The sequence below is a fragment of the Methylobacterium sp. yr668 genome, from assembly GCF_900116245.1.
Classification (GTDB): domain Bacteria; phylum Pseudomonadota; class Alphaproteobacteria; order Rhizobiales; family Beijerinckiaceae; genus Methylobacterium.
Genome location: NZ_FOZY01000010.1, coordinates 52,307 through 65,035, shown reverse-complemented (window position 1 = coordinate 65,035; position 12,729 = coordinate 52,307). Strand labels below are relative to the sequence as shown.

The 12,729-nt window shown below is 72.0% G+C and carries 10 protein-coding genes, 1 other RNA gene and 1 pseudogene; 8 read left to right on the top strand and 4 right to left on the bottom strand.

What is annotated here, in order from left to right; all coding sequences use genetic code 11:
- Window positions 1–11: 11 nt before the first annotated feature.
- Together BM419_RS14810 and BM419_RS14805 are read right to left on the bottom strand one after the other, a co-directional pair.
- Window positions 12–1,769 (bottom strand): bifunctional protein-serine/threonine kinase/phosphatase, encoded by a 1,758-nt coding sequence (locus BM419_RS14810; protein WP_091926847.1) that lies wholly within the window; start codon window positions 1,767–1,769, stop codon window positions 12–14.
- Window positions 1,766–3,304: pseudogene (locus tag BM419_RS14805) on the bottom strand (YifB family Mg chelatase-like AAA ATPase). The gene BM419_RS14810 and the pseudogene BM419_RS14805 overlap by 4 nt, the downstream one beginning before the upstream one ends.
- A gap of 143 nt (window positions 3,305–3,447) precedes the next feature.
- Between BM419_RS14805 and BM419_RS14800 the strand changes: the two are divergent.
- From BM419_RS14800 to BM419_RS14785, 4 genes are all read left to right on the top strand, one after another.
- A complete protein-coding gene (locus tag BM419_RS14800; RefSeq protein ID WP_091926846.1) occupies window positions 3,448–3,708 on the top strand; it encodes a PepSY domain-containing protein in 261 nt (86 codons plus the stop codon).
- A gap of 75 nt (window positions 3,709–3,783) precedes the next feature.
- Window positions 3,784–3,882: signal recognition particle sRNA small type (gene ffs, locus BM419_RS14795), an RNA gene on the top strand.
- Window positions 3,883–3,919: 37 nt separating this feature from the next.
- A complete protein-coding gene (locus BM419_RS14790; protein WP_091926845.1) occupies window positions 3,920–5,833 on the top strand; it encodes a DNA polymerase III subunit gamma/tau in 1,914 nt (637 codons plus the stop codon).
- 62 nt (window positions 5,834–5,895) lie between these two features.
- Window positions 5,896–6,219, top strand: a complete 324-nt coding sequence (locus tag BM419_RS14785) for a YbaB/EbfC family nucleoid-associated protein (protein WP_020092789.1) — start codon at window positions 5,896–5,898, stop codon at window positions 6,217–6,219.
- Between the two features lie 130 nt (window positions 6,220–6,349).
- On the opposite strand, the gene BM419_RS14780 is transcribed toward BM419_RS14785, so the two are convergent.
- A complete protein-coding gene (locus BM419_RS14780; protein WP_091926844.1) occupies window positions 6,350–7,969 on the bottom strand; it encodes a phosphoenolpyruvate carboxykinase in 1,620 nt (539 codons plus the stop codon).
- A gap of 415 nt (window positions 7,970–8,384) precedes the next feature.
- Between BM419_RS14780 and recR the strand changes: the two genes are divergently transcribed.
- From recR to truA, 4 genes are all read left to right on the top strand, one after another.
- Window positions 8,385–8,990, top strand: coding sequence for a recombination mediator RecR (gene recR, locus BM419_RS14775; RefSeq protein WP_020092791.1), 606 nt, complete (start codon window positions 8,385–8,387; stop codon window positions 8,988–8,990).
- A gap of 104 nt (window positions 8,991–9,094) precedes the next feature.
- Window positions 9,095–9,610: a peptide deformylase gene (gene def / locus BM419_RS14770; RefSeq protein WP_091926843.1), complete on the top strand. Its 516-nt coding sequence runs from the start codon at window positions 9,095–9,097 to the stop codon at window positions 9,608–9,610.
- Window positions 9,611–9,617: 7 nt separating this feature from the next.
- Window positions 9,618–10,547: a methionyl-tRNA formyltransferase gene (gene fmt, locus BM419_RS14765; RefSeq protein WP_091926842.1), complete on the top strand. Its 930-nt coding sequence runs from the start codon at window positions 9,618–9,620 to the stop codon at window positions 10,545–10,547.
- Window positions 10,548–10,767: 220 nt separating this feature from the next.
- A complete protein-coding gene (gene truA, locus BM419_RS14760; RefSeq protein WP_091926841.1) occupies window positions 10,768–11,529 on the top strand; it encodes a tRNA pseudouridine(38-40) synthase TruA in 762 nt (253 codons plus the stop codon).
- Here truA and dapE read toward each other — a convergent pair.
- A complete protein-coding gene (gene dapE / locus BM419_RS14755; protein WP_091926840.1) occupies window positions 11,511–12,689 on the bottom strand; it encodes a succinyl-diaminopimelate desuccinylase in 1,179 nt (392 codons plus the stop codon). The two genes, truA and dapE, sit on opposite strands and share 19 nt — an antisense overlap.
- Window positions 12,690–12,729: the final 40 nt, after the last annotated feature.

Below are 12,729 nucleotides of genomic sequence, written 5' to 3'. Positions count from 1 at the left end.
CGAGCCGGGGCTCACCGACGCGGGCCGGCGATCAGGATCGCCGCGAGCACCAGCGCGACGAGCCCGAGCACCAGCGACAGCAGGCGCCAGAACAGCAGCGGGTCGCGCTCCAGGAGCGACGCCCGCCGGCCATCCGTGAAGGCCGGGTTGGGGTGGCGCAGGTCGTGGACGAAGGCCGACACGGTCGCGTAGCGCCGCTGCGGATCGGGATGGACGGCCCTGCGCAGCGCTCCGTCGACCCAGACCGGCAGCAGCGGGCGCACGGTCAGCGCCGACGCGTAGCGCAGCCGCCGCTGCGCCGCGCGCGTCCGGGCCCGGGGCACCGCGTCGCCGTAGGGCAGCCGCCCCGTGAGCATCTGGTAGGTCATAACGCCGACCGCGAAGACGTCCGACTGGGCGGTCCCCGGGGCGCCGAGGAAGCACTCCGGCGCCGTGTACTGCACCGTGCCCAGGATCTCCGCCGGGTCGATCCGCGGGTCGCCCTCGACGACGCCGGCGACCTGGGTCGCGCCGAAATCGATGATCTGGACGGTGCCGGCCGCGTCGATCAGGACGTTGTCGGGCCGCAGGTCCTGGTGGACCATCTCCCGCCGGTGGAAGGCCTGCACGCCCCGGGCGAGCTGCTCGACGAGCCCCCGCACCGCCTCCAGCTCGGGCGCCGCGTGGTCGCGCATCCACTGGGTCAGGGTCTGGCCCTCGACGTAGCGCATCACCGTGTAGAGGTGGCTGCGGCGGCCGGCCTGGGGATGGGCCTTCAGCACGTGGGGATTGTCGATCCGCCGCGCGATCCACTCCTCCATGACGAAGCGCTTCCGCTGGGCGGGATCGTCCCGCAGGTCCAGGGACAGCACCTTCAGCGCAACCTGGGCGCCGGTCTCCGCCTCGAGCGCCAGGTAGACGCGGCTCCGGGGACCGGAATGGAGGATCCGCAGCAGGCGGAAGCCGTCGAGCTCCGCGGGCGGGTCGAGGAGCGGCGCCGGGTCCAGCCCCTCGGCCTCGCCGAGGAGGTCGGCCGGCTCGCCCTCCGGCACGGTCTCAACCCGCACGATCTGGATCGTCAGGTTGTCCGGGCTGCCGGCCGCCAGGGCCATCTCGACGATCGCCCGCGCGGCCGCGTCCAGGGTCCCGGCCGCAGCGATCTCCGCGACCATGTCGCGGGGCCGGACATGCTCGTGAATGCCGTCCGTCGTCAGCACGAAGGTGTCACCGGCCTCGACGCCCACGGCGTGGTAGTCGATCTCGACGCGGCCCTGCGCTCCGAGGGCGCGGCCGAGATACGATTCCGCCGCGGAGACGACGACCCGGTGGTCCTCGGTGAGCTGCTCGAGCGACCGGCCGGACACCCGCCAGATCCGGGCATCGCCCACGTGGAAGAGGTGGGCCACGCGGGATTTCAGCACGAGGGCGTCGAAGGTCGTGACGTGGCCCCGGTCGGCATCGTTCGGATCGGCGCCGCGCCGCGTCTCGGCGTAGAGCCAGGAATTCGTGGCCGCGATCACGCGCTGCGCCGAGGTCTTCACCGACCACGTGTCCGGCGTGGCGTAATAGTCGCTGAGGAAGCTCTTGACCGCGGTCTCGCTCGCCGCCGCGCCCGCCGCGCTGCTGCTGATCCCGTCGGCGAGGGCGACCGCGATCCCCTTCAGGCCCAGCGCCGGCTGGACGGGAACCAGCGCGCCGTTGAAATCCTGGTTGGCGGCCTTGCGGCCGGCGCTGCTGTGCTGGCCGATCGTGACCGTCAGGTCGGTCGGGCCGCGCGGTCCGGCGCTCAAGCGGCGGCCGCCGCGCTGTCGCCCCGCCCGCGGTACGACAGCGCCTCGGCGAGGTGGAGCCGGCGGACCTGCGCCTCGCCGTCGAGGTCGGCCAGGGTCCTGGCGACGCGCAGCGTCCGGTGGAAGCCGCGGGCGGAGAGGCGCATGCTCTCGGCCGCCTGGCGGATCAGCGCCGTCCCGTCGGCGTCGGGGCTCGCGACGTCCGAGATCAGCGTCGCGGGACAGGTCGCGTTGGTGGTGGATTCCGGTAGTCCGCGCGCGGCGTAGCGCGCGCCCTGGAGCGCGCGGGCCGCCGACACCCGCGCGGCCGCCTCGCGGGAGCCCTCGGCCGGCGCGGGCAGGATCAGGTCGGCGGCCGTCACCGCCGCCACCTCGACGCGCAGGTCGATGCGGTCGAGCATCGGGCCGGAGATCCGCGCCTGATACTGCGCCATGCAGCGCGCGTTCGGCCCGCGCCGGCAGGCGTAGCCCGGTTCGAGACCCTGGCCGCAGCGGCACGGGCTCATCGCCGCGACCAGCTGGAACCGCGCCGGGTAGGTGATTCGGTGGTTGGCCCGGGCAATCATCACCGCCCCGGATTCCATCGGCTGGCGCAGGCTGTCGAGCACCTGCGGGGAAAATTCGGGGAGCTCGTCCAGGAACAGCACGCCGCCATGGGCCAGGGAGACCTCACCGGGCCGCGCCCCGAGGCCGCCCCCCACCAGGGCCGCCATCGAGGCGGAATGGTGCGGCTGCCGGAACGGCCGGCGGTTCGAGAGCGCCCCGTCCTTCAGCGCGCCCGCCACCGACTGGATCATGGAGATGTCGAGCAGCTCGCGCGGCGTGAGCGGCGGCAGGATCGAGGGAAGACGCGCCGCCAGCATCGACTTGCCCGAGCCGGGCGGCCCGTTCATCAACAGGTTGTGGCCCCCGGCGGCCGCGATCTCCAGGGCGCGCTTGGCGCCCTCCTGCCCCTTGATGTCGGCGAGGTCCGGCAGCGGGCCGGCCGGCGCGGCGACGGTGGGCTCCGGCCGCGCCATCACCTGGCTGCCCTTGAAGTGATTGGCGAGCTGGATCAGCGAGCGCGGCGCGAGCACGTCGAGGTCGCCCCCCGCTCAGGCCGCCTCCGGCCCAGTGGACGCCGGGCAGATGAGCCCGAGCCCCCGATCGGCCGCCGCCATCGCGGCTGGCAGCACGCCGCTCACCGCCGTGATGCTGCCGTCGAGGGCGAGCTCGCCCAGGACGCAGTAGCCGGCGAGCGCGTCCGCCGGGATCGCGCCGATGGCCGCCATGACGCCCAGCGCGATCGGCAGGTCGAAATGCGAGCCTTCCTTGGGAAGATCCGCCGGGGCGAGGTTCACCGTGATGCGCTTGGCCGGCAGCGCCAGCCCCGAGGCGATCAGCGCTCCGCGGACCCGCTCGCGCGATTCCGCCACCGCCTTGTCGGGCAGACCGACGACGGTGAACACCACCGAGCCCGGCACGATCTGGACCTGCACGTCCACCGCCCGCGCCTCGATGCCCTCGAAGGCCACGGTGGCGACGCGGGTGACCATTCGTGCAGTGTCCTCGCCGCCGCGTTCCGGTACGGCCAAGATGTGCGGCAGATTCGGGGGCGGCTCAAGGGGATCGCCGCCATGGAACTCCGCCGCGGCACGCCTGTTCACAGCCGGAAACAATTGCCGGATCGGAGACAGCCATGCGCCTGACCACGTCCCTTCTCGCCCTGACTTTGATCGCGGGCACCGGCCTCACCGCCCGCGCCGACGAGAAGCTTCCGGCCGATCAGCAGGCCAAGGTCGAGGCCATGCTCAAGCAGGAGGGCTTCACCAAGTGGAAGGAGATCGAGCTCGACGACGGCATGATCGAGGTCGACGACGCGATCGACGCGAGCGGCAAGCAGTTCGACCTGAAGCTCGATCCGAAGACCCTGGCCATCGTGAAGCGCAAGGCCGAGTGAGGCAGCGCTTCGGCTGCGCTTCGACTCGGCTTCAGCAGCGCTTGCGTTCGGGCCGAGGCCCGGCCATATAGCCGGCGGGGGGTTGGCGAGGGACGTTTCACTCGCCAACCGGGTCAGGTCCGGAAGGAAGCAGCCCTAACGAGACCGAGCGGGTCTTCGTCCAGCCTCCCACCTCAATCCACGGCGCGCGGCAGCCGGACCCAGACACGGCATGGACGCTACGACCGGCACGCCTGACGACGAGCCGGGCCTGCCCGGGTTTCCAGCGCCCCCCGCCGCGGCGACGCCCTACCGGGTGCTCGCGCGCAAGTACCGCCCCACCAATTTCGGCGACCTAATCGGCCAGGACGCGATGGTGCGGACCCTCGCCAACGGGTTCGCGGCCAACCGCATCCCACAGGCCTGGATGCTCACCGGCGTCCGTGGAGTCGGCAAGACCACGACGGCCCGCATCCTGGCGCGCGGCCTCAACTACGCCCGCGCCGGACAGCCCGACACCGGCCCGACCGTGTCGATGCCGGAACTCGGCCTCCACTGCGCGGCGATCATGGAATCCCGGCACATGGACGTGCTGGAGATGGACGCCGCCTCGCATACCGGCATCGACGACGTCCGGGCGATCATCGACGGCATCCGCTACGGGCCGGTCTCGGCGCGCTACAAGGTCTACATCGTGGACGAGGTCCACATGCTCTCCGAGAAGGCGTTCAACGCCTTCCTGAAGACGCTGGAGGAGCCGCCGCCGCACGCGAAATTCGTGTTCGCCACCACGGAGATCCGCAAGGTCCCGGTGACGATCCTGTCCCGCTGCCAGCGATTCGACCTGCGCCGGGTCGAGGCGCCGACCCTGCACGCGCATCTCGCGAAGGTCTGCGCGGCCGAGGGCGTATCGGTCGAGGACGAGGCTCTGGGCGCCATCGTGCGCGCCGCGGAAGGGTCGGTGCGCGACGCGCTCTCGCTGCTCGACCAGGCGATCGCCCACGGCGCCGGCACGATCACGGCGCAGAGCGTGCGCGACATGCTGGGCCTCGCCGACCGCGCCCGGATCCTCGACCTGTTCGAGGCGGTGATGCGCGGCGCGGTGCCGGCCGCCTTCGCGGAGCTGCGGGCGCAGTACGATTCCGGCGCGGACCCGTCGGTCGTTCTCTCGGATCTCGCGGCCTTCACGCACCTCGTCACCCGGCTCAAGGTGGTGCCGGAAGCCGCCGCCGACCCGACGCTCAGCGAGACCGAGCGCGTCCGCGGTGCCGCGTTCGCCGAGAAGCTCTCAATCCGCGCCCTGTCGCGGGCGTGGCAGATCCTGCTGAAGGCGATTCCCGAGGTCCAGGCGGCGCCCCGGCCCCTCGCGGCCGCCGAGATGGCGATCGTGCGCCTCGCCTACGCGGCCGACCTGCCCACACCCGACGAGGCCCTGCGCCAGCTCCGGGCCGAGGCCGCCGCCGCGCCCGCGGACGAGGCCCCGGTCGCGTCGGTCCGGCCGCCCCTCCCGCCGATTCCCGACCTGCGCGGCGGCGGTTCCGCGGCGCTCGCCGCGGCACCCCGCACGGTCGCTCCGGAGCCCGCCCCGGTCGCGGCGCCCCTGGCCGCGCCCGTCGCGGTGAACGCGCCGGCGAGCGTCCCGATCGGCGCGCCCGTCGGTGCGGCGGCGCCGAGGCCGGCGCCCGCGGCACCGCCGACGCCGCGTCTCGGTCGGTTCGAGGACCTGATCGCGCTGGCCGACGCCAACCGGGATATCCTGCTGCGGACCGCGCTGGAGCGCGACGTCCACCTGGTGCGCTTCGAGGAGGGCCGGATCGAGTTCCGCCTCGCCTCCGGCGGCCGGTCGAGCCTCGCCAACGACATCGCCGCCGCCATCGAGCGCTGGACCGGGCGGCGCTGGGTGGTGGCCCTGTCGAAGGACGAGGGCGCCCCGACCCTCGACGCGGCCGCCCGCGCCGCGACCGAGACACGCCGGGAGAACGCCGCCGCCGACCCGTTCGTGCGCGAGGTTCTGACGCGCTTCCCCGGGGCCGAGATCGTCGACGTGCGCGAGACAATCTCCGAGGCCCTCCCCTCCGCCGAGCAGGAGATCCTCGGGGAAGGTGACGCCGCGCGGGTCGGCGAGGTCGAGGACGACGACGCCTGACGCACGGTGGCGCCCGGGCCGCGCCATACCCAGATCAGACGAGGAAACAGAAAGAGAGCCGCATGCGCGACCTGATGGGCATCATGAAGCAGGCTCAGGCCATGCAGGAGAAGATGGCCAACCTGCAGTCCGAGATGGACGAGATCGAGGTGACCGGCGCCTCCGGCGGCGGCTCCGTCCGGGTCACCATGAGCGCCAAGGGCCAGATGAAGGGCGTCAGCATCGACCCCTCGCTGATGGTCGCGGACGAGCGCGAGATCCTTGAGGACCTGATCGTCGCGGCCTGCAACGACGCCCGCGGGAAGGCCGAGGCGACCATGCAGGAGCGCATGGCCGAGCTGACCAAGGGCCTGCCCCTGCCGCCGGGCATGAAGCTGCCGTTCTAGGACGCATCCCGGACAGGACGTCCGAACCGTCTTCGCGCGCGCAGCGAAGCAATCCAGCGTAGCGCGACCGGGCTGCTTCCCTGCGCTCGCTAAGACGAACGGGCGGCCCCGCGGGCCGCCCGCTCTCGGTTTACGCCGCGATCGCCTGCGCGGTCGGCCCGGCGGCGCGCACGTCGGCGTCGACATGGGCCTCGAACCGCTTGAAGTTGTCGTCGAACATCTTCACGAGCCGCGCCGCCGTCTCCACGAAGGCGCCCTTGTTGGCCCAGGTCTTTACCGGGGTCAGGATGTGCGGCTCGACGCCCGGAACCGAGACCGGCACCGCGAAGCCGAAATACGGGTCGCGGCGGAACTCGGCCTGCGCCAGCGAGCCGTCGAGGGCGGCGCTCAGCAGGCGGCGCGTCACGCGGATCGGCATCCGCCGGCCGGTGCCGACGCCGCCGCCGGTCCAGCCCGTGTTGACCAGCCAGCAATCGACGCTGTGCTTGGCGATGAGGTCGCGCAGCAGGTTGCCGTAGGTGCTCGGATGCCGCGGCATGAACGGCGCGCCGAAGCAGGTCGAGAAGGTCGCCTCGGGCCCGGTCAGGCCGCGCTCGGTGCCGGCCACCTTGGCGGTGTAGCCCGAGAGGAAGTGGTACATCGCCTCGGCGCCGGTGAGCTTGGCGATCGGCGGCATCACCCCGAAGGCGTCGCAGGTCAGCATGACGATGTTCTTCGGATGCCCGGCCCGGCCGGAGGCGCTGGCGTTGGCGATGAAGTCCAGCGGGTAGGCACAGCGGGTGTTCTCGGTGAGCGACGCGTCGTCGAAGTCCGGTGCGCGGGTGACCGGATCGATGATCACGTTCTCCATCACCGTGCCGAAGCGCTCGGTGGTGGCGTAGATCTCCGGCTCGGCGTTGCGCGAGAGGCGGATGGTCTTGGCGTAGCAGCCGCCCTCGAAGTTGAAGATGCCCTCGTTCGACCAGCCGTGCTCGTCGTCGCCCAGCAGCTGGCGGGAGCTGTCGTTCGACAGCGTCGTCTTTCCGGTGCCCGAGAGGCCGAAGAAGATCGCCGAGCCGCCCTCTGCATCGAGCGCCGCGTTGGCCGAGCAGTGCATCGGCATCACGCCCTGGCCGGGCAGGATGTAATTCAGGTAGGTGAAGACTGACTTCTTCATCTCGCCCGCGTAGGCCGAGCCGCCGATCAGCACGAGCTTCTTCGAGAAGTCGATGGCGATCACGGTCTTCGACCGGCAGCCGTGCCGGGCGGGATCGGCCTGGAAGCTCGGCAGGTCGATGATCGTCATGTCCGGCACGTAGGACGCGATCTCGGAGCGGTCCGGCCGGATCAGCAGGTTGCGGATGAACAGCGAGTGCCACGCGAACTCGGTGAAGACCCGGGCCTTGACCCGGTAGGCCGGATCGGCGCCGCCGTAGAGGTCCTGGGCGAACAGCTCCTTGCCCTCGGCGTGCTTCAGGAAGTCCTGGCGCAGGGTCTCGAACTGCTCGGGCGTGATGGCGCCGTTGTTGTCCCACCAGACCTCGTTCTCGGTGCCGGCGTCGCGCACCACGAACTTGTCCTTGGGCGAACGGCCGGTATGGCTGCCGGTGGTGGCGACGAGGGCGCCGCCGCGGGCGAGCTGCGCCTCCTTGCGGGACAGGGCCTCCTCGTAGAGGCGCGGGGCCTCGAAATTCCAGTGGACGGCCTCGAGGTCGCGGAAGCCCGCCGCCTCGGCACCGTGGGCCGCGTTGTGATCACCGATGTTGGTCATGATCGTATCTCCCGGGCCCCTGTTCGACCGTCGACGCGACTGAGCCGGACGGCACCGCCGTCCGGGTTTGCCCGGGAGACGTCCGTGCGGTCGTACAGGACCGCCGCACGCAGGTTCTCCGTTCCCGGCCGCTCGCCATCTCACTCGCGCGTAGGCGGCGAAGCTTCGCTGTCATAATGGGCTCCGCCGGGAGCCCGCAACGTGTACAAACAGGTTAGACCACAGTCGTGGACTCAGGAACCCAGGTCTGTAAGCAGTTCCGTCCGTCGTGCAGCATAATGCCACCGGCGCAGCGACGTCGGAATACCCATATACCACATACGATGGACCGCATCGGCGCGCGGACCCTTGCGCGGCGCCCGGCGCCGTCTATGCCCGTCCCGATCCGCAGCCCCTTCCTCGCCCCAGAGGCACGATGCCCCAAGCCGTCGCCGGCCCCGAGATCGAGCGCCTGATCCAGCTCCTCGCCCGCATGCCGGGCCTCGGACCGCGCTCGGCGCGGCGGGCCGCCCTGCAGCTCATCAAGAAGCGCGACACGCTGCTCGGGCCCCTCGCCGACGCGATGCGGGTGGCGGCCGACCGCATCATCGTGTGCACGAGCTGCGGGAACGTCGACACCTCCGACCCGTGCACGATCTGCCGCGACGCCGAGCGCGATCCGACGACGCTCGTGGTGGTGGAGGACGTGTCCGACCTCTGGGCGCTGGAGCGGTCCGGGGCCGTGAAGGCGCGCTACCACGTGCTCGGCGGCGTCCTCTCGGCGCTCGACGGCGTCCGTCCGGAGCACCTGAACCTCGCGAGCCTCGTGGAGCGCGTGGCCCGGCCCGAGGTGACCGAGGTCATCCTGGCGCTCAACGCCACCGTCGACGGCCAGACCACCGCCCACTACGTCACGGAGTCGATCCGGCACTGCGACGTGAAGGTCACGCGCCTCGCCCACGGCGTGCCGGTCGGCGGCGAGCTCGACTACCTCGACGAGGGCACGCTCTCGGCGGCGATCCGCAGCCGGACGGTGTTCTGAGGGCCGGCGACAGGTCGCGAACCGGTATTTGACCGGTCCTCGGCCGCATCCTATTCGACGGTGAGCCCGGACCCGTGCCGGCGCCTTCCCTGCCGGTTCCCGCCATGACCATCCGCCCGCTCGTCATCCTTCCCGATCCCGTCCTGCGCCTGGGCTCCGAACCGGTCGGGCCGATTACCGCCGAGATCCGGACCCTCGTTGCCGACATGTTCGAGACGATGTACGACGCTCCTGGCGTCGGGCTGGCGGCGATCCAGATCGGCGTGGCGAAGCGCGTCGTGACGATCGACACGTCGAAGGAGGAAGGCGTCCGCGACGCGCGAGTCTTCATCAATCCCGAGATCGTCTGGTCGTCCGAGGAGAAGCGGGTCTACGACGAGGGCTGCCTGTCGATCCCGGACTACTACGCCGAGGTCGAGCGCCCGGACCGGGTGCGCGTGAAGTTCCGAGACCTCGACGGCAAGGAGCAGGAGATCGAGGCCGACGGCCTGTTCTCGACCTGCATCCAGCACGAGATCGACCACCTGAACGGCGTGCTGTTCATCGATCACCTGTCGAAGCTGAAGCGCGACCGGGTGATCAAGAAGTTCACCAAGGCGGCCAAGCGCGACGCGGCCTGAGCCGGCCATGCGCGTCGTCTTCATGGGCACGCCGGACTTCGCGGTGCCGACGCTCGCGCGGCTCGCGCAGGACGGGCACGACATCGCGGCGGTCTACACCCGCGCGCCCGCCAGGGCCGGCCGCGGCATGAGCCTGCGCCCCTCCCCGGTCCACGCGCTCGCCGACACGCTCGGCGCGCCGGTCCTGACGCCCGCGACGCTCCGCACGCCCGAAGCCGCCGAGACCTTCGCGGCGCACCGGGCGGACGTCGCGGTCGTCGTGGCCTACGGGATGCTGCTGCCGCAGGCGATCCTCGACGCGCCGCGGTACGGTTGTCTCAACCTGCACGGATCCCTGTTGCCGCGCTGGCGCGGCGCGGCGCCGATCCAGCGCGCCGTGATGGCGGGCGACGCCGAGAGTGGCGTCGGCGTCATGCGGATGGAGGCCGGTCTCGACACAGGCCCGGTCACCCTCGAGGCGCGGTTGCCGATCACCCCGGGCATGACGGCGGGCGCCCTGCACGACGCGCTCATGCCCCTCGGCGCCGACCTGATGGCGCGGGCCCTCGCGGCGCTCGACTCGGGCACGCTGACCTTCGCGCCGCAGCCGGAGGACGGAATCGTCTACGCCCACAAGATCACCAACGACGAGGCGCGGATCGACTGGTCCCGCCCGGCGGCCGAGGTCGCCAACCGGATCAACGGGCTGTCGCCGTTCCCCGGTGCCTTCTTCGAGGTCGATCTCGGCAAGGGCTCCGAGCGCGTGAAGGTGCTCCGCGCCGCCCCGGCGGAGGGTTCGGGCGCGCCGGGCACGCTGCGCGATTCCGAAGGCACCGTCGCCTGCGGGGACGGCGCCGTCCGGCTCCTGGAGCTGCACCGCGCCGGGAAGGGCGGCAGCGCCAACGGGCCCGAGTTCGTCCGCGGCGCCCGCCTGACGCCCGGCGCCCGCCTCGGCTGATGCGCGTCGCCCGTTCACGGCATTCGGCGCGCGGCCCGACCCGTCATCGCGAGCGCAGCGAAGCGACCCAGGGCAGCGCACCCTGGCGAGGCTCGGCGCGACGCCGGATCGCTTCGGCACGCTCGCAGAAACGATCGCGCGCGCCGCTTTCCGAAGCTCTGTGCCGTATCGCGAGATCGAACATCGGAGCGCTATCGAGAGACCTTGAGGGGGCCGGCTGATGCCCCGCTACAAGCTCGTCATCGAGTACGACGGCGGTCCGTTCTGCGGCTGGCAGCGGCAGGCGGACGATCCCACGGTCCAGGGCGCGATCGAGGCGGCGGTCACGCGCTTCTCCGGCGAGGAGGCCCGGCTCACCTGCGCGGGCCGGACCGATGCCGGCGTGCACGCGATCCATCAGGTCGCCCATCTCGACCTCACCAAGGACTGGCGGACCGACACGGTGCGGGACGCCCTGAACGCCCATCTGCGGCCGCAGCCGGTGGCGATCCTGTCCGCCGAGACCGTGCCGGAGAGCTTCGACGCCCGCCACTCGGCGATCCGCCGGCACTACCGCTACCGCATCCTCAATCGGCGCAGCCCCGCGGCGCTGACGCGTGACCATGTCTGGCACGTGCCGTGGACCCTCGACGCGGACCTCATGCACGAAGCCGCCCAGCGCCTCGTCGGCCGCCACGACTTCTCGGCCTTCCGGGCCGCCGAGTGCCAAGCGAACAGCCCGATCCGAACGCTGGAGCAGCTCGACGTCGCCCGCGCGCCGATGGCGCTCCACGACGAGATCGTTGTGGCGACGTCGGCGCGCTCGTTCCTGCACCATCAGGTGCGGGCGATGGTCGGCACGCTGATGCTCGCCGGCTGCAGCCGACTCTCGGCGGACGAGGTCGCCGCCATCCTGGCCTCGGGCGACAAGCGCCGGTGCGGGCCGCTGGCCCCGGCCGCCGGGCTGACCTTCGTGGGCGTCGACTACGAACCGGGGAAGTAGGCGTCGAGCACGCGCCCGTAGATCGCCGTCAGCCGCTCCAGGTCGGCGACCGCCACGCACTCGTCGACCTGGTGCATGGTCTCGCCGACGAGGCCGAACTCGATCACCGGGCAGGCATCCTTGATGAAGCGGGCATCCGACGTGCCGCCCGTCGTGGAGAGCGTCGGGGTCAGGTTGGTCTCGGCCCGGATCGCCTCCGCGACCAGCGTCACGAAGGCGTCCGGCCGCGTCAGGAAGGCCGGCGCGTTCGAGGGCTGCAGATCCAGGCTGAAGCGCACCGCGTTCCCGGCCGCCTGTTCCAGGCGCCGACGGATCTCTTCGCCCAGGCTCTCGGCCGTCCAGTCGTCATTGAAGCGGACGTTGAAGGTCGCCCGGGCGGTCGCCGGGATCACGTTGGTGGCCGGGTTGCCGACGTCGATCGTGGTGAATTCGAGGTTCGAGGCGTCGAAATGCGCCGTCCCGCGATCCAGCGGCTCGGCGACCAGCGCCGAGGCGAGGCGCAGCAGGCCCGGGATCGGGTTCTCGGCCTTGTGCGGGTAGGCGACGTGGCCCTGCCGGCCGAGAACGGTGAGCTTGCCGGTCAGCGACCCGCGCCGGCCGATCTTGATCATCTCGCCGAGCCGGCCCGGATTGGTCGGCTCCCCAAGGACACAGTGGTCGAACCGCTCGCCCCGGCGCCGCGCCCAGTCGAGGAGCTTCACGGTGCCGTTGACCGCCGGTCCCTCCTCGTCGCCGGTGATCAGGAACGCGATGGAGCCGCCGAAATCGGCGCCGCGCCGGTCGAGGAAGGCGAGGGTCGCCGCGAGCATGCAGGCGACGCCGCCCTTCATGTCGGCCGCTCCCCGGCCGTACAGCATCCCGTCGGCCACGGTGCCCGCGAAGGGATCGTGGCGCCACGCGCCCTCGCCCTCCGGCACGACGTCGGTGTGGCCGGCGAAGACGAGGCACGGACCGTCCCGCCCGACGCGGGCGTAGAGGTTCGGTGTGTCGGGGTAGCCGGGCTCCGAGAAGACCGGCCGCTCGACCGCGAAGCCGGCCGGCCGGAGCGCGTCGGCGACGACGTCGAGGGCGCCCCGATCCTCCGGCGTCACGGACGGGCACCGGATCAGGTCCTGCGCGAGGCGCAGGGCCGCGTCGGGGGCGTGATGATCTGCCGGCATGAACCCGTCCTCGGCGGCGCGACGTGCCGCGCGGCCCGCT

Bases quoted from the DNA above. Each gene is read 5' to 3' on its own strand.
- BM419_RS14800 (WP_091926846.1), top strand. From the start codon at position 3,448: ATGCGCCTGACCACGTCCCTTCTCGCCCTGACTTTGATCGCGGGCACC.
- BM419_RS14790 (WP_091926845.1), top strand. From the start codon at position 3,920: ATGGACGCTACGACCGGCACGCCTGACGACGAGCCGGGCCTGCCCGGG.
- BM419_RS14785 (WP_020092789.1), top strand. From the start codon at position 5,896: ATGCGCGACCTGATGGGCATCATGAAGCAGGCTCAGGCCATGCAGGAG.
- BM419_RS14780 (WP_091926844.1), bottom strand. From the start codon at position 7,969: ATGACCAACATCGGTGATCACAACGCGGCCCACGGTGCCGAGGCGGCG.
- recR (WP_020092791.1), top strand. From the start codon at position 8,385: ATGCCCCAAGCCGTCGCCGGCCCCGAGATCGAGCGCCTGATCCAGCTC.
- def (WP_091926843.1), top strand. From the start codon at position 9,095: ATGACCATCCGCCCGCTCGTCATCCTTCCCGATCCCGTCCTGCGCCTG.
- fmt (WP_091926842.1), top strand. From the start codon at position 9,618: ATGCGCGTCGTCTTCATGGGCACGCCGGACTTCGCGGTGCCGACGCTC.
- truA (WP_091926841.1), top strand. From the start codon at position 10,768: ATGCCCCGCTACAAGCTCGTCATCGAGTACGACGGCGGTCCGTTCTGC.
- dapE (WP_091926840.1), bottom strand. From the start codon at position 12,689: ATGCCGGCAGATCATCACGCCCCCGACGCGGCCCTGCGCCTCGCGCAG.